This is a genomic window from Ruegeria sp. HKCCE4148, assembly GCF_017872495.1.
Lineage (GTDB): Bacteria > Pseudomonadota > Alphaproteobacteria > Rhodobacterales > Rhodobacteraceae > Ruegeria.
Window position 1 is genome coordinate 16,374 of sequence record NZ_JAEDOS010000017.1, and the last position, 23,679, is coordinate 40,052.

Below are 23,679 nucleotides of genomic sequence, written 5' to 3' on the forward strand. Positions count from 1 at the left end.
CATGAGCGAGCCTGCGCATAGCGGTCTCGCCTTTTCCTGTCGGTGCGGCAGTCTGCAGGGGCGCATATCGGCAAGGGGTGTCCGGCAAGGGACGCATGTCGAGTGTTTCTGCCACGATTGCCGGGCCGCGCAATTGTACTTCAAACAACCGGACCCCGCGCCCGGAGCCGTCGATATTCTGCAGATGGCGCCTGATGAAATTGAGATTTCCGCTGGCGGCCAATTCCTGGCGGCCATGAAGCTCAGCCCCAATGGCATGCTGCGATGGTATGCCAACTGCTGCAACACACCGCTGGCGACAACGCCACCAGGGGCATCACTTCCCTTTGCCGGTTTTCTGGTGCGCAGGATCACCGATGACATTTCTGATTTGGGTCCTGTCACAACCCGTGGATTTGTGCCTCGGCCCAATGGCAAACAAAAGCACGAAAAGATTAGGTTCGCCGCTTTCGGACTGATACGCCGTGTTGCGATTTCGCGTCTGTCTGGCCGTTGGAAGAATACACCGTTTTTCGACAGGAAAACCGGCGAACCCGTCGCGGCGCCCGTCGTGATATCCAAAGACGAACGTGCCGCACTTTATCCGTAATCGAAACGCTGTGGTGCACTCAGCCAGGTGTGCAAGGCTTCGTTGACCTGATCTGGCGCTTCCAGGGTCAAAAGGTGTCCCGCGTTTTCAAGAACAAGTATCTCAGCCTCTGGTATCAGATCGGCCATAAAGGAATGCCGTCGAACCGGTGTCAGAGTGTCATGCGTGCCGCACAGAACCAAGGTAGGAACCTTGATTTTCCGCAAAGCGGCCTGCTGATCCGAGCGGCGCTGCAATGCCCGCATCTGACGCACAAATACCTCAGAGCCCAGCCCCTCGGCCATCGTCAAAAGATCATTGAGAATGGGAATACGCTTCGGCCCCGGTGCCAGAGCGTCCGACCCCACAAGTTTGCGCATCACGTCTTCCAAACGCCCGCCTTGGGCCGCGATGATCAGATCTTCTCTACTGGCGGCTATTTGCGGTGTATCGGCCTGAGCGTCAGTCGCCATCAGACACAGGCGTGAAATTCGCTCCGGCGCTCTCCGGATCAATTCCAAAGCCACGACCCCACCCATGCTGAGTCCGGCCAGCGCGAAGCGATGCGGCAGTTGGTCCAATAACCCCGAAGCAATTTCTTCGATGCGCTCGCCACCAGAAATGGGCGCAACGGTCACCGCCCTCGTACGGGACAACAGCTCGATCTGCGGGCGAAACAGTCGGGCATCACACATCAATCCAGGCAAGAACACCAGCGGCTCGATCACGCAGGGGCCTCCATTTGCTCGGTTTTCCGAACTCTTTGCTTTTTCTTCAGGATGGAAGGTTTGCCACGGCCGGGCAAGGGAAACTTTACGGATAGGCGATGGCCCGAAATGCGGGAAAATCCACGTAACGCCTCTGGCGCTCGGATTTGTCTTCACCGGGTTCGGCACCCGGCTTTAGCAAGCATCCGCGCGGGGCAATGTAGCTGTCAATCCTGCGCATTGGTTTGGGCCGCCACACAAGATTGAACGCGCAAAGTTTCGGAAAGAACCAAATCTCGGAATAGTTCAGGTGATCATGCATCCACCACGCTAAATCCCGCCAGTCTCGCCCCTGCCCGTATTGATCCGCAAACCAGGGGATGACGATTGACGCTCCGGCGATCCGCGCATCGCCTTCGCCGCGATCCCAGATATGGCATTCCAACGGATTGTCATTGCGGGCGCAATTTAGCCGGTTTTCATTGCCGAACTGGTTTAGCGACGGCGACCTGTACCCTGACCGCACGGCAATGCGGCCAAAGGTTTCCTCTAATGGGTCCAGCAGGGATTCGCAAAACGCACGCCCTGTTTCAATCGCCAGATCCGGGTTGTCAGGGATGTTCTGTTGCTGGTGAAAATTGCCAATCTCGGAATACAGAAAGTCACGCATGAAGAAGTGCCGGGACAAGCGGACGCGACCCAAAGTCTCGAGGCTCCACATGCTTCCCGGTTTTCGCATTCTATCTCCTTACCTCTGATCAGGCTTCACTGAACCCCAAGCTCTTTCAACCACTCCAGGATACCCGTGACGGCGGCATCGGTCTGCCCCGGTGACATCAGCCGCCCTGCGATGACATGTGACGCGGGATCGTCCCCCGGCCCCATCTTGACCAACTCGACCCTTGCAGGAGCACCCCAGGCCTCGGCGACCTTATGTGTCCTGTCGGGGCGCACAACCTGATCATCGTCCGAGAACCAGAACAACGCAGGTACCAATGCCTGCGAGAAATCCAGTGCATAAACCGTATCCACCAGAACGGACATCGGTACGACGGCTTCCCAGGGATAGACAGCGGACCAATACGTGTTCTTTTCTGGATCCGGCCCTGATACATCCCTTTCTTGCCCCATAAGCAACGGCAGCCAATGCCGCGCCCAAGGCAATGTCGGCACCCATGCCGCCGCGGTGTTCACCCCGAAATTCGGGGATACAAAAACCATCCCGACCACATTCTGACTAAGGTTGGCGTCCAGCGCCACCGCCGCCGCCAATGTGCCGCCGGTCGAGGTCGAGATGACGATGACCTTTTCCCCAACAGCGCGCGCCGCAGCCAGACCTTCGGCTGTGTCCTGCATCCAGCCCGTTGCCGTGCCTTCCGCCATGGCGGGCCCATCGCGGCCGTGGCCTTGCAATCGCGTGTAAACAAGATTTGCTTCAAGCGCGTCAGCCACCAGATCTGGAACGGGCCGGATTTCTTCGGAACTGGCTGAAAATCCGTGGATGTATAGAACAGAATAAGGTGTGCGCTGTTCTTTGAATCCGTCCTGCCAGATCACACGTTTTTCGACGCCCGGAACAATGTCATCAAACGACGCCTCGGTGCTTTCAAAATAGACCTGCACCCCTTCGCCAAATTTGCGGGACTCAAAGCTTGGATTCAGGTCGACATCCTCTCGCGGTCCGAACCAAAAGATCAGACCCCCGACGACGATCAGTGCCAGAAGAATCCGCCCCAGAACCCAACCAAAGCGCCGCATTAGTTAGCCCCCAACACGTCTAAAACCGCGTTTTCGATCAACCCCAGACAAGGCCCGTCGGAAAAGCGGTGGTCTGCGTCCTTGACCAGCAGCAAGCGAATGTCCGGCCCGGTCGCGTGATCCAGCAACCGCACCGCAGTTTCCGTCGACACCGCCGTGTCCGCTGTTCCCTGTAGGAAACGCACCGGAAAGGGCAGATAAAGCGGGTCTCTAAGGACCAATCGCCGCCGTCCGTCCTCGATCATTCGTTTGGTAATGATGTAGGGCTCCATGTAGTCCGAGGGCAGTTCGACATGACCAACGCTGTCTAAAGCGGCTTTTTGTTCATCGCTGAATGCCGCCCAATACCCGTCCTCGGTAAAATCCGGCGCGGCGGCGATTGTGACCATGCCCGCAATTCGATCTGGCAGCGTCTTGGCCAGCAACAATGCCTGCCATCCGCCCATCGAAGACCCTACGACGACCAGGGGCCCGTCGGTCAGCGCCGCCACCGCCGAAACGGCGTCCTCATGCCAATCGCCGATACAGCCATCGGTAAATACCCCCGAGCTTTCACCGTGCCCGGAGTAATCAAACCGCAAAAACGCCTGTCCCCGCGCCTGCGCCCAGGCCTCCAGATGCACGGCCTTGGTGCCCTCCATATCAGACTTCAGACCGCCCAGGAAAACGATGGTCGGTCCCGCGCCCTCGCTTTTGTGATAGGCCAACCGACGGCCCTGCGCCGTCTCCAGAAAACTTGTCGTTACCATGAAATCCTCTTTCCTTTCGCAGCATCATGCACGCCACGTACCCAAGTGCAATTCCCGGATCCCTCTTCATCTGGCTCTAAATACCTCGGGGTGCGCGAGGGGCTGGCCCCTCGCTCCTGCCCTTGACACCAGCCCCCCTACCTGCCAAATCGACCCAACACACATAACCCGCAACCGGGCGTTCTCATACCCCGCGCCAGCGAACCCCCTGCAAATTCATGGAAAAATACCTAAAAAACAGGCGTTTGCTTGTATCACCAAACCGTTTCACTGCCCCTGTCAGACCCACTCAACCCGCGTGGATATCATGCCACAACAGTGACGCATCAGTGACGAAGGGCTGGTAGCGGTGCGATGGCGTTGCTAAATCCAAGGTGTCGGGGGATGCGCCAACACCCGCCCGACTGACACGACCGAACTGCATAAGGACACGGCCATGACAAAGAACACATCTGACTTTCTGACCTCAGTTGCAAGTCTCGTGGATCAGGACGACCGCGACCCCCGCGAGGTTGTTGCTGACCTGATGCAGGCTGCACTCGACACGGGCATCCGCAAGGAACTGCGCGCCAGTGTTGCGTTTGCCCTCGAACAGGCGAACGGAACCGCTGCCAAGGAATTGACTGATCTGGCCTGCCGCCGCCTGAAACCCGGTCGGCGTCTCTCGGACCCGCAATATGCGGGCCTTACGCTTGTAGCCACCACGCGGGGCAAGCGTTGGATTTACCGCACCCAGAAAGGCAAGCGGCAGCGACAAATCACCCTCGGGCACTACCCCGCCATGAGCCTTGCCGAGGCACGAGAGGCGTGGGCGCAGCCCGTCACCAAGGTCGCCGACAAGCGGTCTGAAACGACGCTGGACGAACTGACCGAGGCTTACATCACAGCCATGCAGACGCGCGGCACAAAGTCGTGGCGGCGGTCAGAGAACATCCTCACCAAGAACGTTCTGCCCAACCATGGCGGCATGCGCCTCGGCGCGCTGGACGTGGAGGCCCTGAACGCGACGTTTACCCACCTGATAGATGACAAGCCCGGTGCGGCGCACAACATCCGCATGGCGATGGCAAGCATGTTCAAGTGGGCCAGCGAGAAGAAAATGATGCCCGCAGGCGTACCGGTCCCGCAGTTGGATAAGACCCCGAAATCACAGATCAAGGACTACCGCCCGTCCATGTCCGAACTGCGCACGATGGTCCGGGGCCTTGACGAACTGCAAGACATCGACCGGGACATCATGCGCCTGCAACTGCTGACGGGCACCCGCATCAGCGAGGCGCTGGGCGCTGAGTGGTCGGAGATTGACCTTGAACATGGACGCTGGACCATTCCCGCCCAGCGCATGAAAGCCAAGAAAGAACATCTGGTCATGCTCTCGGCGCAGGCGGTCGAGTTGCTGCGCAACCAACCCACGCGAAAGGGTCGTGTGTTCGGTCGTCGTGGCCGCAAGACTGTCTCGTTGAATTGGGCGCGGCAGCGCGACGAGTTGAGCCTGCCCACCGACTACACCAGCCACGCCAACCGTAAGGCGCTGCTTAGTTGGGTTGCCGAAAACGGTGGCGGCAAGGACATCCGCGACCGCCTGTCCGCACATAGCCCTGACACCAGCGAGGCGGGCGCGCATTATCAGCTATCCGAGTTGAACCAGCCCGCCGCCGAATGGTGGCAGAAATGGGCGGACTTCCTCGACGGGCTCACCGCTGAGAGCGTGGTGCAGTTGTCGGAGGGACGGGCATGACCAACCCGAAACCCAACCCGTTCGCCGACGCCCAGCGCGTCGATACCTCGGCCACGATCATGCGCCGCCTGAAAGTGAGCCGCGAAGAAGCCGAGCGGCTGGCGGCGCTGCCACCGGGTAAAGTGAGTGCGCTGGACTTCATCAAATTGCGCCTGCTGAACCTAGACGGACCTGACCCCCGAGAGGATCACATAGAGGCAGAATCGGCTTACACGGCAGTGCAAAGTGTCCTGAGCGAGCGCAACAGCGCGCGCGGTAAGAACGCCCGCCCCGGTCGTCGTCCTCACCATGACGAGGTGATTAGGCGAGCGATGGCGATAGTTGAACGCAGCCCAAACATGGCAGGTTCGGCGAAACACCTCGCGGAACGGGTTTATGATGAGATGTCGTTAGAACGGACTGCGGATGAGGTGGCGAAACTACCTTCCGAGGGCAGCATAGCCCGCTGGATACGAGCGGAATTCAAGAAAAATGGACCGCTAAAAAGATAGTTTGCGCGTAACTGAGTTACGAATTCGTCCATCTGGAACACCCCCTGTTAGCCAAGTGTCACGACCTAATTAATGGAGTGACACATGGCTAGAGAGCCTGACCTGACTATCGCCGAGGCATGCACTGAGATGAACGTCTCGCGTAATGCGGTCGGCAAGCTGATAGCGTCCGGGCAATTGTCTACTTACTTCGTAGGCAAGCAAGAGCGCATCACTCGAACCTCACTAGATGAGTACAAGGCGAACAACGCCTACGTGCCCGACCCTGCCCTTTTGGCTAAGGTGGCAGGAGACGCAGCATGAGCGCCCCGGTCCCTACCCCAAATCAATCCTCGGACCTGTCCGTCAAGGAAACCTGTCGCGAGTTGCAAGTGTCGTCCTCGACCGTCTGGCGCTGGCTCAGTAGCGGCGAGTTGACCGGCTACTCGAACGGGCGCGTCACGCGCATCGACCGCGCCAGCATCGACGCCTTCAAGGAACGGAACCGCATCCAGCCAAAGGAGCGAGACGATGCCGCGTGATCTGGACCTGGCGCTCCTGAACCAGCGAGCGTGAGGGAAATAAGTGCTGCTTCGGAGGGGCATCAGTGACGCGAACAGTGATCGCCTCTGCCCGAGCCGCCGAAACACTCAGGAAAACGATGAATTGCCCGCAACACAAGCTTCTGTAGGCGCAACAGGAAGGAACGCCGTAATGGATCCTAAACAGATCAAATACACCAACATCCAGTTGGTGGACCCAAAGACCGGCGGCAAGCATTACCGCCGCGACGCGGACGGGACGCTGCACAAGGAAACGGTGGGCTACCTAAACGAGGGACGCGCCTACGTGGATGGCGTCGCGGACATGGCCGAGTTCGCCGCAGTTTTGAACGACAAAGTAATACCGGGTGTGGATGTCATTGCCTACGGGTTGCCAATCGTTCCCGTGGACGTCGACGGCGTGGGTGTGTTTTCAAAGGCTCGCTACAGGGAACAAGGCATCACCCGAACCGAGAGCCATTTCGTTTGGAGCGACGGCCCCGGCATTATGGCATTGGACTACGACCCACGGGAGGGCCACGCGGTCCTGTCACCTGACGAACTGTGGGAGCAGTTGTGCCGGGTCATCCCCGACCTTGAGGAACATGACGTTGTGTGGGCACCGTCCTCATCCTCATTCGTTTATGACAGCGATACCGACGAGCAATTGATCGGGCTGAAAGGGCAGCGCCTCTACATCGGTGTCGCGGATGCCACGGACATACCCCGTGCCGCTGACGTTCTGCTCAAGCGTATGTGGCTGAACAGGTTCGGCTACATTTTCATCTCGGGCAGCGGCGCACAACTCATCCGCGCTACGACCGACCCCTGCATGTATCAACCCTCGCGGTTGGACTATGCCGGTGGGGCCGTGTGTGGCGAGGGTCTGGAGCAGCGCCGCCCGTGGCCTGCACGGCTCATCAGCGAGGGTGAGCGCCTGATCGATACCCGCGAGGTGTTCAAAGACCTGACTGCGGCTGAGGAACGCACCTACACCCGCTTGGTGGAGGAGGCTAAAGGCGCAACCGATGCGGACGCCACCGCCCAGCGCGAGATTTGGCTGGAGCAACGCCTGAGGAAGGAAGCCATCGCCATCGTGGGCGAGGACGCCAGTGAGGCGGAGGTCGACGCCGAGGTTGAACGGCTCACCCAGCGTGGGCGTCGCACGGTGCTGGAAAAGCAGGCTAGTAGCGAGCGCCCAATCCTCCACGCTTCATATGTGGTGTACCTCGCGAGCAGCGGCGAACCGGTTACAGTCGGCAACATGCTGAGAGATCCGGCCACATACGAGGGCGAAAACCTGTCCGACCCGCTGGAACCGGACTACGGCGGTGGGCGCGCAACGGCGATTGTGTACACCCGCAACCGCCGCATCGTCAGTCAGGCACACGGCGTCCAGAAAACCTACGTTCTGGGCAGCGACGAGGAATTTGACGAGATTTGGCGGGCGCGTGTGGCGGACCTCCGGGCGCGCTGGGCGTTGCATGTCGAGCGGGTTGAGGATGTCTTGGACTTCGACGCCATCGAACTGGCCCTGGCCGTCGAGGATAACCCCGAGGCCATCGCGGCGCTGGAACAGAAGGCACGGGACCAGAAAGCCAAGACCGAGTGGGACCGGGCGCGCAAACGCGCTCGCACTGTGTTCGTGACCGAGGCGGCGCGAGATACCGGCGACAAGGTGGTGATAGACACCGCTGACCCGAACCTACTCATGGATGGTGCACCGCTGCTTGAAACGTTGCTAGGCGAGGCGTGTCTTGCATTCTCTTATGGCGGCGTCGGTGTCGGTATCCGCAAGACCCGTTCAACTTACCTCACCACCACACGGCGGGACCACACGGGCGAAGTCATCCGCGACGAGGACGGCAAGCCGATTAAAGACCCGGCCCTTGTCGTTCGCACCGAACCCCTCACCACCGGGCACATGGTCGGCCTCCTGCATCATATCGCTTATTTTCAGCGCGTGACACATACGGACAGGGGTGTGACTGCAACGCCGGTGTTCGCCCCCAACGCGCTCGTCAACCACATGACCAAGGCGGTGGGACCAATGCTGCCCACCCTGAAAGGCGTGGTCTCGCATCCGGTCCTGTATGGCGGGCAGTTGTTGGCCGGGTCTGGTTACCACGAACCCTCGGGCCTGTGGCTGGAAACAGGTGACGCTGAGATTGAGGATTGGGACGACCCACATGAGGCCGTCGCGTTCCTGCGCGACGAGTGGTTGTGCGATTTCCCGTTCGATACAGACGCGGACTTTGCAGCCGCCCTGATGCTGGCGATTTCACTGCTGAAAAACAAAACAAGCCTGTACGGGTCGGCGATACCACTCAACGCCCTGACAGCGCCCAGCGCAGGCATCGGCAAGTCTATCCTGCTCGACTGCCTCAATTGCGCCGTCACCGGCCAAATCGCCGCCATGACGCAGTTGCCTGACAACCGGGAGGAACGCGGCAAGCTGATCACCAGCACGGTCATGGAAAGCGCGTCGCTGCTCGCCTTCGATAACGTCCGCACCGGCTCGACCATCGGCAACAGCTACAGCGACCTACACCAACTCGTCACGTCAGGTATGTGGAACGGTCGGGTGCTGGGCGTGTCCAAGACCTACTCCGGGCCGTCCGGCATGGTTGTCGCCCTGAACGGCAACAACATCCTCATGGTCGGGGACACAGCGTCTCGTGCCATCGAAATCCGCCTCGTGCCGCGCGGTATCGAAAACATGGTCCTGCGTGACTTCAAGCACCCGGACATCATCAGGTGGACGCGCGAGAACCGAGGCCGCATCATCGGCGCACTCGCCTGCATCGCCACCGCCAAGGTGGCCTCAGAAAAACCCAAGAGCCGGTTCCCTCAGTGGGAACGCGAGGTTGCCAGACCGGTTCTGAACGTGGTCGACGCGCCGGGTTTTTTTGAGCCGTGGGTCGAGGCAGGGGAGGAGGATGTCAAAGGGGTCGCACCGTCCGGCCTGAGCGACCTCCTTAAAGCCATCACCCTGATCGAAGTCGGCGGGATGCTGCAACCGCCCGAGGGTGACTGGGTTACGGCTCAGGAAATCAACACCCATGTCGGTGATCGCATCATGGAAAAGGCGTTTCCGGGCGAGACGAGACCATCAAACCAAGCGGTGACGGGATACCTGCGACGCAACCGCGACACCAAGGTCGATGACGCCTACACACTCAGGGCCGCGCGCATGAACCTCGGCGGGCGTACCGGTCGAAAGGCCAGATGGGTGTTTCGAGTGGAGCGGACGAAAGATGCACCCGAAATTAGCGAAAGCGCCCGAGTTTTGTTTGTGAAGGAGTTTGGGGGATCGAAAAGTAAAAAAAGCTAAGTACCTGATTTCATTTAACATGCGCCCAAAACCCCAAAAAGCGCCAATTCGTCCGCGCAGATATGTTCGGAAAAACTCAAACACGATTTGAATATTTACAAATAAGAGGTGGGGTAGCGGTTGGCGCAAATTGGCCAGTGTTGGCGCACTTATCTTTTCCGAGGCTCGCTCATGAACCGTCATAAGCGCAGGAATGAGAATACGCGAGACGTGGCCTGCGTCATTCAACCCGCGAAACCACAAACCAATGGCGATCGAGATACACAATGAGATAGACTTGGTACCAGCATGCGGTGGGGCTTCGTCGATCAAGAGGCAAGCGTCGGGGTGGATTTTGTGATGCCAGGCAAAATCCAGAAGTTACCCCCCCACCCCAACAAAAACACGGGGGCGAGTGGAGCTTGGCACCCCCAAAGCCCGTCACCCCTCAGAAAAATTTTTTCGATTTTTCCCGAATACAAAACTTCAGACAGCGGCAAGCAAATCGCTCTTCCGCGTCCGTTTTGAGCTTTATGCAGACGTTTGCTGAAAAGTCATGAGCGACCACTATGCGGACAAAGTGGGCGTTCGAACTCAGCCACAAGAGCAATTCCCACGCAACTGGCAAACCTGGTCAATGCTGTGATCAGAACCTGACCCTAAACGCCAGTCCAACCAATGGCGCAGTATCGTAGCTCTGGCGACTTATTTCTGCTCCATTCGCATCATCTAGCGTAAGGCGGCCGTCAAATTCTGCGCCTGCGAATACGCTCAATGAAACACCAGGATTTGGGTTGTATCCAACGGAAAGTACGACGGGGACACTCTTGTCTTCGCCCACCCCGTCTGGCGCGAGACCTTCCCCATCCAACCTGAATCGAATTCTCTCCGATCGTGCGGTTAAGGAAAGGTCTATGGTCTCAGTCAACGTGTAGCTCAGCGTCAACCCGGGGCCTTGTGTCGCTCCAATCCCTGAACCAGTGTTCAAGTTCCAGCGATCATTTAGGTCCCAATCGATCAGAAGGGCCGGAAAAAAATCGGTACCACCATCATCAAATTGAGAGAACGCGCCAAAGGCCGGTCCTATCGTCAGGCGCTCGTTAAGTTGCCAAGCAATACCCGCGAAAACACCGTAGGTCCTACCATCAGATGCGGAAGCTCCACTTTGATAATCCCACCTGATCTGTGGTGACACAAAAACTGTTGCTCTATCGCTCGCACGAAATCGCATGGGAACAGCAACGCGCAAGTCACGGATATTCTCCCATGGCTGGTTGTTCGATTGACTAAAGCTATAGTCCAGCTTGCCGAAGCTGGTTGAAAGCCCAATGGAGTTTCCTCCTTCCAGATTGTAAAGTGCGGTAGCGCGTAGAAAAGCTCGGCTTGCAGAGAATTCGCCACCGTTACTTAAATCTGCGTCCCCTTGAAACGCAGCAAGCCCATCAACCTGATATGCCCAACCTAGCCGGTGCTGCGCGGCTGAAGGTAACGTTGCAACTCCTAGAGCAATAGCTCCAAAGCAGCACGTTAGAAAAAGGTTTTTCATTTGGCGTTTCCCACGTGACGCTGATTCATGCTGGGTTGCCATTCCTGAACGAGCGTTTCAAGCCCAATAAAATCTGCTCCGCGGATCAAAGCAGCCAATTTGCTTCAGTAGCTTGGTAACGCACAGGCCTCTAATTTGTTGAACATTGAACCGAAAATAATGGCCTCCCGACGAAACCACTCACTAGAATCTCCGGGAGGCAACCAGACAAATCTGGCGAATGCGCGAGCTGCAGAGGTAATACAAATTTGCCACGCATGCGAATACTTGAATCTAAAAAGCAACAATTCAAGTAATTTTACGCGCGCCAAAAAGTTTGATCTCGCGCGCTTGAAAATTTCTTGTTTGTTTCGGCCGAAACCTCCGCGTTGAAAAACGTGGCCGCGCTGTGCAAATGGCGGGTAACGAACTTGGAGAGTAGCGAACAGAATTTGCGCTCATGCCAACTTGGTTGACCACCAGCGGCTAACCGCACGTTCGACATAGTCTGGCTAGTCCCATGGTCAGATTATCACCCCGCGTTGCCTATCATCCCAGATAAAGGTGGCGCGGGGAACTTTGATCCATCCTTCGATCAGTGTCGTAACAACAACACCCCAAAACTTCAGCCCGCGTTGTTCACTTGGTTTCCCTCCGAACGATGCGGGTCTTTTTTGAAGATGGGCGTGTAATGAGTTTCCGTTATTCAGAGCGACCGACCGGACCTTCCAATGCTGGTTCTGTCGGTGGTACATCAAGTGCCTTTCGAAAGATCACCTTGTCGTCGCCATCGGCCCAAAAAAAACGCGTACCCGAAGGTTGGTTCGAGTTGGAGTGTCTGAATTGGGTTCGGAGCCGTCATTCGATCCGATCTGACGAACGGCTGCCATGCGGACTAAGCTGTTGTTCGCTGCTTTGCAGCAGTCAGCTTCTGCACAAAACTATGATAAAGCGGTTACATTCAGAATTTCAGTTCCTGTGACCGCCTTTGCCGCCGCCACTGTTTCCGCCCTTGCCGCCTTTGCCGCCGCCACTGTTTCCGCCCTTGCCGCCTTTGCCGCCGCCACTGTTTCCGCCTTTGCCGCCAGGCTTGCCTCCGGCCTTTCCACCTCCACGGTTTCCACCTTTACCGGGCTGGCTACCTTCATTGTCTACGCCTTTGCTACCGCCAACGTTTCCGCCTGTACTGCTTTTGCTGCCACCACTACTGGCATTGTTTTTGCCGCCGCCAGCGCTTGTCGAATTGCTTCCAACTTCAGTAGTGACGCCGCTGCCCACACTGTTTCTGTCAGAGCCAGCTTTGGTACTCTCACCACGTTCTATTCCCGATTTGAAGATACCCGACAACTTACCGAACAGATTGCTGTGTTGCATGGGAGGCCTTGCCAATACAGCTCGCGCAACAACCTGGGGCTTGGCCACTGTTGGCGGCTTCTGAAAAGAGGGCGTCGATTTAGCTCCATCTCCGGACACCCAGAGCTCTAAAAGCCCCCGTTTTGGTGACGGTACGAAACTGGTAAAATCTCGTGCGACGCCGTCGAAAAAGTTCGCCAAGTCCTCCCCCATACGCTGATCTTCTAGATGGTAGAAGCGTACTTGCGTATTTTTTATTGTGAAGGGTGATGACGCAACGGATTCCACCGAAATTCCCTCTGCCTCAAATCGTTCTAGGACACTTCGGCGACGCTCCTGTGGAAGGTTCTTCGGTAAATGCACGACAATGAAAGTTTCGCTTTCCAAAGAAAGTGGTGAGGCCCAAAAATCTGATAAGGCAAAGGATGCCGGGTCCACCTCCTTGAGAAGTGACGCTGACTTAATTGAGATTGGCGCCGGAGGGCTGGGCCAGTTTTCAGTATTGGACACTGTTATGTAGTCGGGGAGTTCCAAGACTGGGCTATATTGTGCAATTGCGGGTCGTTTTCCTGCATGGCCTGTCTGGATAACATGTATGGTTTCTTCACCCGACACCATTTCAATTGGTTTTGAGAATTTAGAGAAGGCTTCCGGTCGCTCTTCGATGTGCGGCAAAGTCATGCTTCTCAGCGTGGTATTCGTCATTTTGCGAACGGAAAGCTTTGGTTGTGAAGGAGCAGGTGAGATACGAATGTTGTATCCGTTGCTTTGGAATGAAGATCGATAGTTTGAAATGTTTTTGCTAAAACTTACAATTTGCGCTTGGAAATGGCTGGAGTTCGCGTACAGCAATCCAACGGGGGCAATGAGAAAGGCCAAAAGAACTCCAAGTTGTGGGTTCATCCACGTTCCTGATTTCTTGGAAAAGCTAGAAGTTTCAGTGGGCGTTTTAACGGGAACAATTATTGCTTCGCGTGACCTGAGAGATTTTGCTTTACCTGACTGTTCGACATCTATTTTTCTCTTGGAAGTAGGACGAGAAGAGGCGTGTTTCCTTGGTTTTTCGGCATTGGTCAGTGTAAATTGGGTCAACTCTTCGGCAGGTGGTTCTTGGATAGGCTTTTTGACCTCGACTTCATCAATATCCGAAGCCCAGGACATGACATTCAGCTTTGTTTGACCGTCCGTGCCAATAACAAGCTTGGCTTCATTATAAGTCGTATCAAGCTTTCTCCGGACGCCCAGAACTTTTAGAGTTTCGGTGCCCTTTTGGCTATTTGGAACTTTGTGCTTGGTTATTTTTTGCAGTACTTCTTCGCGCTGTGCGCGGGCAATCGCCATTCGCGTAAGCATATTGTTTTGGCGTTTTTTTTTGTCGGAAACGCCCTTTTTCTGATTTTGGTCAGGAGACCGGTTCAAAAGTACTTTTTCTCGCTGCTTTCGCGCCTCGGCTAATCGTTTTGCCCATTCTTCAGGGTCGTAGGGAAGATTACCGTGCTCAGCGTGGTGTTGTTCCGCGATATTTTCACGTTCAGTCACAACTTAGCTCACTAACTCTTGGGCCAAGCAGCTAAATTGTGTCCTAAAGAAGCGGAGCATTAACCGAATTTGGCGCATCGTCTGTTTGCTAGGGGGGCGCAATGGGCTCAAGAGAAGCAATTTGTCGTGTTTTGTCAACAATTATAGAGTTTTTAAGCCAGATTTTGACCAAGTATTCACGCTAAATGAGTGGCCGCTTTGGGCTCGCAGCAGTCGTTCGGCAGAATTCAATGAATGCCTGCTACGCGGACTTTCCCGCCGTTCGCCTTGCGCCCCTATACGGCCGCTATCTGCGCATTGCGGTCGTTGGTCGAGCACCGCACTTCGCAAGCGCAGCACGATCTCAGACCCTCGTGAACGGCCCAGAGCGGACTTTTAAGTAGCGCGCCGAGAATGGCGGCTTCGAAAGCCACAGCGAACAAGCAAGCTGCCCAACCCGGACGATGTGCGCCGCTACTCGGTGTGTCACACCGCACGGATCTCGAGTTACTCGCGACCGACGTCGCGCCTACCTTGGTGGCGAGTGTGTGAAAGGCACTGCGGGTATTGAACGAAACGGGCGTTGCGTTGTTCGAACGTTGGCTTTGGCAACTGGCAAGAAGGTCAGACGGGCCTTAACGTGGCGCAACACGTCAGACACCGAGACTACGGACCAGAAATGAAATCCGAGATTCCAAAACACAGCGCAATCTGGGGACAGATCATTGTCGGTGAGTTGCAGAAAACAGGCCTTTCCGAGCGGGATATCCGAAAGGAGTTCGGGATAACCAGATCTCAACTCGAAGACCCGGATGCTCGCTGGTCCTTCGACAAGACTGCCTGGTTGTTTGAAAAGGCGAGCGCTTTTACCAGGGACGACCTTGTCGGATACCGCCTGGCACAGTCGCCGGACCTGGTCAGGAAGGCCGGGTTGCTCGCCTATGTCGGCGTTTCGGCACCTACCGTTGGCGGTTACCTTCGAAACATCACCCGTTTTCAGCGCGTGATCGGTGACGCGAGCAAGACGGCCATGGAAGAAGGCCCGGAAACCACCCGGCTGACCTGGCACTACGATGTGCCAGCAAGCGTTCCGACCGGGCAATATGCCGAGTTTGGAGCCGTTGGCACGGTCTTCGCCCTGCGGGACTACTCCAATCGGCAAATCCGTCCGACGCATGTTCGGTTCGCGCATCAGCGGCTGACCGGCACCGAGGCCCTCGACAGGTTCTTTGGCTGCAATGTCCTGTTTGGTGCCGCGGAGAACAGCATTGCCTTCAAGGCGGCTGATATGGATGTGCCGCTGTTGACGGCCGACGACAACTTGCAGCGGACGCTTTCGGTCATTTGCGAGAACACGCTGGCTCGGATGCCGCAGACACCCAACAGTGTGGCCCGGGTTGTTGAGAGGCAGATCACGGCGCGTCTTGCAGCCGGCACGGCCCAGCAGGACGCAATTGCGGCGGAACTTGGGATGAGCGCCCGAACGCTGGCCCGCCGACTGACCGACGAGGGCACGAGCTTCGCAGCGGTCGTCGCCAATCTGCGAAAGGCTCTGGCCCGGGACTATCTGCTCAACAGCACGCTTCCGCTCACCGAGATCGCCTATCTTCTCGGATATAGCGACGCCAGTACCTTCAGCACGGCATTCCGAAGATGGTACGGACAGCCCCCCAGCGACTTCAGGGAGCAGCCAGCAACAGAAGCGCCCCTGGCATAGGGCGAACGATCTGAGTAGAGGCCGGACTGCTCGGATCATAGGCCCGCACTTTCACGTTTCTCCGTCTTCCTGAACCACCCTGACGCAACAAACCCGGCAGGCATGAGGCCTAACGGGTTTGAAGCAGATGCCGGATCTCTCCAGCGTCGGTTGGAAGGGGTAAACCGTTCCGGTTGTCTCGTTGCGGGATCAGCGCTTGTGCTTGTTGCCACCCTTCTTGCGATCGTCCTTGCGATCTTGACGATCCCGGTCTTCGGCGATCTTGCCACCGAGCGCACCGGCGGCTGCGCCGAGGGCCAGGCCGTCCTTGGCGTCGCCGCCGGTGATTTCGGTCAGCACGGCGCCGGCCACAGCGCCCTTGAGGGCTTTCTCACCGATGTCACCGGCATTGGCGGCCATCGGGGCAGCGAGGGCGAGTGAGGCGGCAAGGGCGGCGAATACGGTGTTCTTGAGGGTGTTTGTCATCGGTTCCAACCTTTCTGACGGTGGCGACCTCCGTGGCCGCCTTCTGTGGAAAGATCTAAGCGAACCGCCATGCCCCCGCTTGAGAGCATCCGACAGCTTCATTGGAATGGCTGACATTGCAGAGCAACAAGCCAAATTCGACGGTTGTTCTGCCGTCAAGACTTTCGCCTGACGCAATGCCAATCATCCAAGGGGTCGCCTCCTTGGCCGCGATGGCTGCATGGGCCGTTCCGGCGCAGGCACGACACTCCCAACCAGACGGCATTCTATCCGCCGCTACTCAGGTCAAAGATTGATCCGCAGCCTCAAGCCGAAAACGGTCGTGTCCTGATCGTTGAAGCCCGGGTTGATCATGTGCTGGACGTCCGCCGTCAGGGCGACATTGTCCGACAGGTCCAACCGATAGAAGGCCTCCATTGTGGTCTGGGTGTCGAGCGTTTCATCTACCGGGTCCGCAACGGTCGCGCCAAACCCAAAGAGGTCGTCATAGAGGCCCGGCCGCCATAGAAGTCCAGCGTTGGCTGCGCGTCGGGCGATCGGCGCCTCACCCTCCGACCAGCCGAGGCGTCCGTAGATCATGAATTCCTCGTTGATCGTGTGGTTGGCAGACAGGATCGCCCCGTAGCTCTCCGGCACGCCTGCCTCGGTGCGTTCATCGACGTGAAATACCCCGAGGTGAACGTTGGTTAGAAAGCGCTTCGAGCGTTCGGGCGTCCATCCGATCTCGGCGTATTTGTAGAACTCGGGGCCACCGGGAAACCACTCGACATCGGTCAGCGAGCCGTTTGCATCCGACAGGACACCGAGGGCATAGATCTGGTCGGTCAGGAAACCGCCCCCCGCAATGCCGAAGCCGGGATCGGGGATCGGCAGGACCGGGCTGAACAGGATCGAGAAATTGGAGAAAGTCGTGCGTGGGTTCACGTAGCCGAGGATGTCCGAGTAATCTCCCGGATCGATCCGGCCGGCCACGAAACCGGCCTTCCCGCCAGCGAGCGTCTGGGACCAGTAGGCGACGGAGAGGGTCGTGTCGGTGTCACTGAATGTCGTTGCGGTGACGCCCGCATAGCCGATTTCCCCGGCAAGCCCGCTTGGCGCGATGTCCGTGCCGAGCAGATGGCGGTTCTCCAATGTGAAGACCAATTGCCCGGGATTTTCGCCGCCGCGATTGAGCAGCGTCCACTGGCCCAGAATGCGCGCCTGGCCCAAGGCGGCCTCGTCGATATCGGTCAGGCTCTCGGTCGCGGACTGGTAATAGGCCTGGTAGTCGAAGGAGAGGTTCAGGCCGGTGCGTTCGGCAAAGCGTTGCCGCGATGCCTCCAAGGGGTCCAATGCCGCATCCAGCCCCGGCCAGCGAGAGTCCTGCAACCGCCGCACTCGGTCTTGTTCCAGTTGGGCCTGCGTGGATGCCGGGCCACCGAGCGAGACCGCTGCGGCGGCCTCCAGGGCGGACGTTGGCCGGCTTTCCTGCGCCAAGGCTCCGGTTGATAACCAGAAGCCAGCGACGATGACCGTACCGAGAAGCCTTGCCTGTCCCATATGAGGTCTCTCTTGTTGCTCTTGATTCTTCTTCGGCCCGCTCATGCAAGTATCGCCAGTACGACATCCCGGCCCGTCCAGAGGACGAAGGCCGAAAGCGTAGCCGTGATCATGGCAGGCACACCGTCTTTCCAAGTGTCCCAGATCAGATGACAACCGATTGCGCCAAGCGACGTGCCCAGAAGGGCAGCGGCCCCGAGCGGCCCGAGCAAGCTGCCTTGAAACCAGATCGCCACCGCCCCGAAAAGCTCGACACCACCGACAAGCGCCATGATCTGACGGTTCAGCCCGTATTTGACGAACATCGCCAGTTGCGTTTCGAAGATGAGCTTCTGCCAGCCAAGGATCTTGATCGAACTGGCGAAGAGAAAGAAGGCGGACAGCAGGCCAATGGCAACTATTTGCATAATACGACTCCGCCGACACACACAGGGCTGAAGTTCATTTGATGTTCCCTTCTGGATCGTCCCGAGTGTGCAGTCCGGTTACTTGAGATCGTCCTGCGCCTTGATCTCCGGCACACGGGCGAGGGCTTCGGCCATGTCGGCGCTGCTCATCAACTCGATCATCTGGTAATCCTCCAGCAACCCGTCACCGAGACGGCTGACATAGAAGGCCTGGATGAAGGTGGGGTCGTCCGGCAGGGCGACGGTGATGTAGTTCTTCCCGTTCCCAAGCCCCCAATAGTAGCTCAAAAGCTCGCCGCCGAGCGCCTCGATCCCACCCTTCACCGAGGCCGCGCGGTCCCCGGGATTGGCGATCTGCATCTCCCAGGCGGCGCTGTTGGATGCGCCGATAAACAGGAAGGTGCGCATGTCTTTTGTGTCCTGCGCCGCTGCAACTGTCGCAGAGACGCAAAGGGCTGTCGAAAGAAGGATCCTGTTCATCTTGCCACCCGGAATTGCTTCGATGTTGTGGTCAGTACAGCATGGCTGCCCTGACCGTTCTTGTGGGTTCAATGCCCCGGAGCTCCGGGAATGGAGTGTTCCAGCTCGGCAGGGCGGAGCGGGAACTCGGAATGCTCATCCTCTGGCGTTTCGATGTCGGCGTGCCAGGTGAATTCCTTGTCCCCGAGGTCCAGATCGATCTCGCCCCCTTCGATGACCGGGTAACGGATCGGCTGCCCGGGCCGCAGGTCGATATTAGCGACACCGTCGTCGATAATGACCTGCCCGCTCACCAGAACGTAGGGGATTCCCTTGGTGAAGGAGCCGTTCATGCCCTTCTTCATCGATGATGTTTCGGTGATCGTGTCGGGGTCGAAGATCGTGATATCCGCGATCATGCCTTCCTGCATCCGGCCGCGTTCCTGCATCGCCTTCAGGCCCACCTTGGAAAAGTACTTCGCGGGAATGTAGGAGGCGTTGTTCACCATCTCCATCAGCGCGATGCCCTGTTCACGGGCCTCGCGGAACACGATGCCATAGGTGCCGGCATTGCGCGGGTGCCCCCCGTACTCCGTGAAATCGGCCTCGATCGGCAGCGGTTCGCCATCGACGGTGAAGCCGACGATGTCGTTGGCGATCGCAATATCCTTCATGTGGATCCAGCGCTCCAGGTCTGCTTCGGGGCGGACTGTGATGAAAATCGGCTTGCTCGGATCCTCCTTCTGCTGCCGGAAGAACTCCTCGTCGGACTCGTAGAGTTCGCCGGTGCTGGTATCGAAGATATCGCGGGTCGGAACGATATTGTTCGCCTCGATCTTGTCCGGCAGCAGTTGCGGTGTCGCGATGTTCGGATTGCCGGTGATGGCCGGGTAGTATTCCGCGAAGATGGTCATTCCGCGCATTTGCAGGCGGCGCGCAAGCTCGTAGATTTCTTCCCACCCCTGGTTCTGGATGTGGGAAAGGATCAGGGCCCCGTCGAGCGCAACGGCGTTTGCGATCACCTCGTTTGCGCCCAGGGAATAGTAGAGCGGCAGGCTCTCGGTCGGACCGAAACGGGTATGGGCGCCAAAGAAGCGGTCATACTTCTTCGCCATTTTCTGAAGCGCGAAAATCTCCTTCGGATAGGTGTTGTATCCCATGTATCCCACCGTCGTGTTGACGGTGATCGCCCCGGCGCGAAGACCCTTTTCATACATGGTCATGACTTCGACGAGCTGATCCGCAGTCGGAATATCCAGCGCCCAGCTGGCATGTCCGTCTTCTTCCTCGGCTGCACCGCGTGACTTGAGGATGTAGGTCGGATCGGATGCCAGCTCGACTGAAACCCCATCCATCACGACACGCCGGATCTCCTCGTGCCCCATCCCGGAACCGAAGTTGAGAAAGGAATTGCCCTCGTACTTGTCGTAGAACAGGTCGGCATCCGCCACGCCGCTCTCGGTATCGAGGATCGTCGTCGTGCCATCATGGGCCATCATCTTCTGATCGAAGCCGCCAAAGGAATGCGAATGGGTGTTGATGAATCCCGGCGCGACTACATGCCCGGAAACGTCGATCTCGCGCTTGCCCGTCAAGGCATCTTCGGTGATCGCGGTGATCCTGTCGCCGGTCACGCAGACATTGCGCACGGCATCAAGATTGGTTTCCGGGTCCATGACGCGGCCGTTGAGAAGCGCGACGTCGCACTCCTGAGCAACCGCCATCGAACTGCAGAGGGCCATGAGAGTGGCAAGAGTGAGGTGTTTCACGGTCAGTCCTTCCGGGATGATTGCGTCGGGCAAAAAAACGCGGGGCGGACGAGGGAGACCGCCCCGCGCTCTCCTCAGTCCAGCGTGTTCTTGTAGATCACGCCGTCCTTCATGATGACCTTCAGGTTGGGATCAGGATCGGCCAGAAGAAGGATGTCTTCGAGCGGGTTGCCATCGACCAGCAGGAGATCCGCGTAAGCGCCTTCCTCGACCACGCCGAGCGGGCCGTCTTGATACGGATTGTTCAAGCCCGTAAGCCGGTTCATGCGGGCGCCGTTCGATGTGGCCATGCGCAGAATGTCGAAGGGTTTGAACTTGGCCTCGTGCAGGTATTTGAACTCGTCGTTCATCTTCTTGTCCTGCTCAAGCGTCTGGTCCCAGTTGTTGATGAGATCGGTGCCCAGAGTGTAGAGGTCGATCATGCCCGGTGTCGTCTGGATCACCTCGATCATGTTGGCGGCGGCGTCACGGACACTCTTCCATTTGGCGAACGAGGCTGGCGTGTAGAAGGCTTCCGCCTGTTCGGTCGTCACCGAGTAGACCGGGGCTACCGCCGTCGCGAACATGATCTGCTTTTCGACCATGATCTCGGCGGCCTCCTTGGTCAGGAACGGGATGTGCTCAACGGTCTTTGCACCGTTGTCGATACAGTTGCGGATCGCCTGCTCGGTGAACACGTGGCAGGTGACGTAGGTGCCCCATTGCTCGGCGGTCTTGACCGCCATCTGGATCTCGTCCGCCTGGTACTGAAGCGAATGCAGCGGGTCGAACTCGGACGTGACCCCACCGCTGACCATGACCTTGATCTGGGTTGCCCCGCGCCGCAGGTTCTCGCGCACCGCCATGCGGATCTGCTCCGGGCCATCCGCGATGAAGCTCATGTCCGTGTCGACCCAATGCGATGGGCCTTGCCCCGACAGGGTTGGATGCCGGTCGTTCAGCTTGCGGAAATCGGCATGGCCCGATGTCTGCGTGATGAAGGCCTCCGAGGAATAGATCCTCGGGCCGGGGAACATACCGGTATCGATGATCCGCGCGATGGACTTTGCCGGTCCGCCGAGGTCACGAACCGTCGTGAACCCGTTCATCAGGATGCGCTCGGACCGGATCGTTGCAACGCCACCAAGATGGAAGGGCGTGATGTTCTGGCGCAACCCGTCACTGAGCGGGTTGAACACCAGCAAATGCACGTGCTGGTCATGCATCCCCGGCATGAGCGTGCGCCCGCCGCCGTCAATCATGGTTGCGTTGGGCGCTTCGATCCCGTCCGTCGAAATTTCCTTGATCAGGTTGCCTTCGACCAGAACGCTGGCGTTTTCGATCCGCGCCTCGTTCACGCCGTCAAAAACATGGACATTGGTGAGCAGGGTCTGCGGCAGCGCTTCGTCCTGCGCAGAGGACATGCCGGCAGCGAGCGACACCACGCCCGCCAGTAATGTGGACTTGAAAAGATGCTTCATAAGTTTGCCCTTCCGCAATGTTGACGGCGGAGCCAGCGCCCCGCCGAAAGTTCAGTTCAACGTGTTCTTGTAGAACTTGCCGTCCTTCATGATGACTCGAATGCTCGGCACGTCCTGCCCGCGTGGCTCGGCATCGAACCATGTATCGACAGCGCCGATGGCAGTGATGTCTTCGAGCGGGTTTCCGTCAACGATGAGGATATCGGCATAGGCACCTTCCTCGATCACGCCGAGCTTGCCTTCGGGATAGGGGTTTCCGCGTCCCGTCAGTGCGGCCAGTTCGCCGCCATTCGAGGTCATCATCTGCAAGGCCCAGAGGTTGCCGAACTCACGCGCCATGAAAGCCTTGGTGAAGTCCATCGACTGCCGGTACGGCACACCGGTCAGCAGCACGTAGTCGGAATCGAACACCATCTTCGGCTTGTACTTCCGCACCAGATCAAACAACTGCTCGCTGTTTTTCCGCAACCAGAGGAACTTCGCCGTCGGCGGGAAGGTCGGGTCCTGGTGCATCGGATGCTCAAGCGCCTCGGGCGCCAACGCGGTCAGGTTGGGCGAGAAGAACGCTTCCTTCTCTACCAGCTTCTGCATCGTCGGTTCCGTTATGGTCAGGCCGTGATCCACCACTTTGACCCCGAGATCGAGCGCGCGCGACAGGTCGCTATCCATGAAGACATGCATGGCGACATAGGAATCCATGTCCCCGGCCACCTCGACGGCAGCGGCGATTTCTTCGTCTGTAAAGGCGGACTGGTAGATCGGGTCCTTGATGGAGGTCACACCACCACTGACCATGATCTTGAGGTAGTTGGCCCCAAGCGCAAAGTTCCGCCGCGCGCCGTGGAGCACTTCGGCAGGGCCGTCGACAAGCCGCGTGATCTCCAGCCGTTCAAGATTGCTTTCGTTCTTGCGTTGCCCGGCGATCCCCCAGTCGCCATGACCACCGGTCTGGCTGAGGCAGGCGCCGGACGAGTATATCCGCGGGCCCGGAAGCGAACCCTCGTCGATTACCGCACGAAGTCCACCATGTGCACCGCACATGTCGCGCACGGTTGTGAAGCCCATCGCCAGCATTTCCTGCGCAAAGGCCGCAGAACGTGCGCCGATCTCCTCCCATGTCGTGTCCTGAAGGCCCGGGATCGTGCCATCCTTGTACATATTCACATGCACATGGCTGTCGATCAGTCCCGGCATCAAGGTGCGTCCGCCGCCGTCGATCACATTGACCTCGACCTCTTTGGTCTCGATACCGCGTTCGGTCTGGATGGTGAAAGAATAGCCGTCGATACCGCCAACAGGATCGGGCAGGCGCTTGCTTCCGCCCGTTCGAACTTCGACTTCCCACGTGCCGGATTCGGGAATGTCCTCTGCAATCTTGTGAATCTTGTTCTTGACGACGAGCACGTCGACATCTTTCAAGCCGTCATTCACCCCGTCGAAGACCATCACGTTCTTGAACAGCGTGACCTCCGAGGGAATGTTGGGGATATCCTGCGCAATGGCAGGCGTCGTGAGCGCAATTGCCATTGACATGGCCGGCAGCAACGCCTTCAGGTTGAGTGTTGTCATTCGGTGTCCTCCCAGGGGTCGGTCTTCCTGCGGACCGATCCTCCCACTATGCA

At 58.0% G+C, this 23,679-nt stretch carries 20 protein-coding genes; 7 read left to right on the forward strand and 13 right to left on the reverse strand.

The window, feature by feature from the left end; all coding sequences use genetic code 11:
• The first annotated feature begins 1 nt into the window (after position 1).
• A complete protein-coding gene (locus tag I9187_RS21410) occupies positions 2-589 on the forward strand; it encodes a DUF6151 family protein (RefSeq protein ID WP_171177341.1) in 588 nt (195 codons plus the stop codon).
• Here I9187_RS21410 and I9187_RS21415 read toward each other — a convergent pair.
• The 4 genes from I9187_RS21415 to I9187_RS21430 all read right to left on the reverse strand — a co-directional run bounded on the left by I9187_RS21415 (position 580) and on the right by I9187_RS21430 (position 3,782).
• Positions 580-1,296, reverse strand: coding sequence for an alpha/beta fold hydrolase (locus tag I9187_RS21415; RefSeq protein WP_171177343.1), 717 nt, complete (start codon positions 1,294-1,296; stop codon positions 580-582). The genes I9187_RS21410 and I9187_RS21415 overlap by 10 nt on opposite strands.
• A gap of 85 nt (positions 1,297-1,381) precedes the next feature.
• Positions 1,382-1,996 (reverse strand): hypothetical protein, encoded by a 615-nt coding sequence (locus tag I9187_RS21420; protein WP_171178072.1) that lies wholly within the window; start codon positions 1,994-1,996, stop codon positions 1,382-1,384.
• A gap of 44 nt (positions 1,997-2,040) precedes the next feature.
• Positions 2,041-3,033, reverse strand: coding sequence for an alpha/beta fold hydrolase (locus I9187_RS21425; RefSeq protein ID WP_171728194.1), 993 nt, complete (start codon positions 3,031-3,033; stop codon positions 2,041-2,043).
• Positions 3,033-3,782, reverse strand: a complete 750-nt coding sequence (locus tag I9187_RS21430) for an alpha/beta hydrolase (protein ID WP_171177347.1) — start codon at positions 3,780-3,782, stop codon at positions 3,033-3,035. Before I9187_RS21430 ends, I9187_RS21425 begins: the two co-directional genes overlap by 1 nt.
• A 436-nt stretch (positions 3,783-4,218) precedes the next feature.
• Here I9187_RS21430 and I9187_RS21435 point away from each other — a divergent pair, with 436 nt between their 5' ends.
• The 5 genes from I9187_RS21435 to I9187_RS21455 all read left to right on the forward strand — a co-directional run bounded on the left by I9187_RS21435 (position 4,219) and on the right by I9187_RS21455 (position 9,866).
• Positions 4,219-5,520, forward strand: a complete 1,302-nt coding sequence (locus I9187_RS21435) for a tyrosine-type recombinase/integrase (protein WP_209940330.1) — start codon at positions 4,219-4,221, stop codon at positions 5,518-5,520.
• A complete protein-coding gene (locus I9187_RS21440; protein ID WP_171177352.1) occupies positions 5,517-6,011 on the forward strand; it encodes a hypothetical protein in 495 nt (164 codons plus the stop codon). The genes I9187_RS21435 and I9187_RS21440 overlap by 4 nt, the downstream gene beginning before the upstream one ends.
• 84 nt (positions 6,012-6,095) lie before the next feature.
• Positions 6,096-6,314, forward strand: coding sequence for a helix-turn-helix domain-containing protein (locus I9187_RS21445; protein WP_170602299.1), 219 nt, complete (start codon positions 6,096-6,098; stop codon positions 6,312-6,314).
• Complete coding sequence (locus tag I9187_RS21450) at positions 6,311-6,532, forward strand: helix-turn-helix domain-containing protein (RefSeq protein WP_171177354.1); 222 nt, start codon at positions 6,311-6,313, stop codon at positions 6,530-6,532. Before I9187_RS21445 ends, I9187_RS21450 begins: the two co-directional genes overlap by 4 nt.
• Positions 6,533-6,704: 172 nt before the next feature.
• Positions 6,705-9,866: a hypothetical protein gene (locus I9187_RS21455; protein ID WP_209940331.1), complete on the forward strand. Its 3,162-nt coding sequence runs from the start codon at positions 6,705-6,707 to the stop codon at positions 9,864-9,866.
• Positions 9,867-10,491: 625 nt separating this feature from the next.
• Here I9187_RS21455 and I9187_RS21460 read toward each other — a convergent pair.
• Both I9187_RS21460 and I9187_RS21465 read right to left on the reverse strand, forming a co-directional pair.
• Positions 10,492-11,391 carry a hypothetical protein gene (locus tag I9187_RS21460; protein ID WP_209509902.1) on the reverse strand — a complete coding sequence of 300 codons (900 nt, stop codon included), beginning with the start codon at positions 11,389-11,391 and terminating at the stop codon, positions 10,492-10,494.
• A 948-nt stretch (positions 11,392-12,339) separates the two neighbouring features.
• Complete coding sequence (locus I9187_RS21465) at positions 12,340-14,262, reverse strand: hypothetical protein (RefSeq protein ID WP_209509901.1); 1,923 nt, start codon at positions 14,260-14,262, stop codon at positions 12,340-12,342.
• 658 nt (positions 14,263-14,920) lie between these two features.
• On the opposite strand from I9187_RS21465, the gene I9187_RS21470 reads away from it, so the two are divergent.
• Positions 14,921-15,958, forward strand: a complete 1,038-nt coding sequence (locus I9187_RS21470; RefSeq protein ID WP_209940332.1) for an AraC family transcriptional regulator — start codon at positions 14,921-14,923, stop codon at positions 15,956-15,958.
• A gap of 189 nt (positions 15,959-16,147) precedes the next feature.
• On the opposite strand, the gene I9187_RS21475 is transcribed toward I9187_RS21470, so the two are convergent.
• The 7 genes from I9187_RS21475 to I9187_RS21505 all read right to left on the reverse strand — a co-directional run bounded on the left by I9187_RS21475 (position 16,148) and on the right by I9187_RS21505 (position 23,626).
• Positions 16,148-16,423, reverse strand: a complete 276-nt coding sequence (locus I9187_RS21475) for a glycine zipper domain-containing protein (protein WP_170343544.1) — start codon at positions 16,421-16,423, stop codon at positions 16,148-16,150.
• Between the two features lie 285 nt (positions 16,424-16,708).
• Complete coding sequence (locus I9187_RS21480; RefSeq protein WP_170364430.1) at positions 16,709-18,007, reverse strand: carbohydrate porin; 1,299 nt, start codon at positions 18,005-18,007, stop codon at positions 16,709-16,711.
• Positions 18,004-18,369, reverse strand: a complete 366-nt coding sequence (locus I9187_RS21485; protein ID WP_170342826.1) for a DoxX family protein — start codon at positions 18,367-18,369, stop codon at positions 18,004-18,006. Before I9187_RS21485 ends, I9187_RS21480 begins: the two co-directional genes overlap by 4 nt.
• A gap of 78 nt (positions 18,370-18,447) precedes the next feature.
• Positions 18,448-18,777, reverse strand: coding sequence for a hypothetical protein (locus I9187_RS21490; RefSeq protein WP_170357382.1), 330 nt, complete (start codon positions 18,775-18,777; stop codon positions 18,448-18,450).
• Between the two features lie 140 nt (positions 18,778-18,917).
• A complete protein-coding gene (locus I9187_RS21495; RefSeq protein ID WP_170392031.1) occupies positions 18,918-20,597 on the reverse strand; it encodes a hypothetical protein in 1,680 nt (559 codons plus the stop codon).
• A 74-nt stretch (positions 20,598-20,671) separates the two neighbouring features.
• Complete coding sequence (locus I9187_RS21500) at positions 20,672-22,057, reverse strand: amidohydrolase family protein (RefSeq protein WP_209509426.1); 1,386 nt, start codon at positions 22,055-22,057, stop codon at positions 20,672-20,674.
• A 51-nt stretch (positions 22,058-22,108) separates the two neighbouring features.
• Complete coding sequence (locus I9187_RS21505) at positions 22,109-23,626, reverse strand: amidohydrolase family protein (protein WP_170343540.1); 1,518 nt, start codon at positions 23,624-23,626, stop codon at positions 22,109-22,111.
• Positions 23,627-23,679 lie beyond the last annotated feature (53 nt).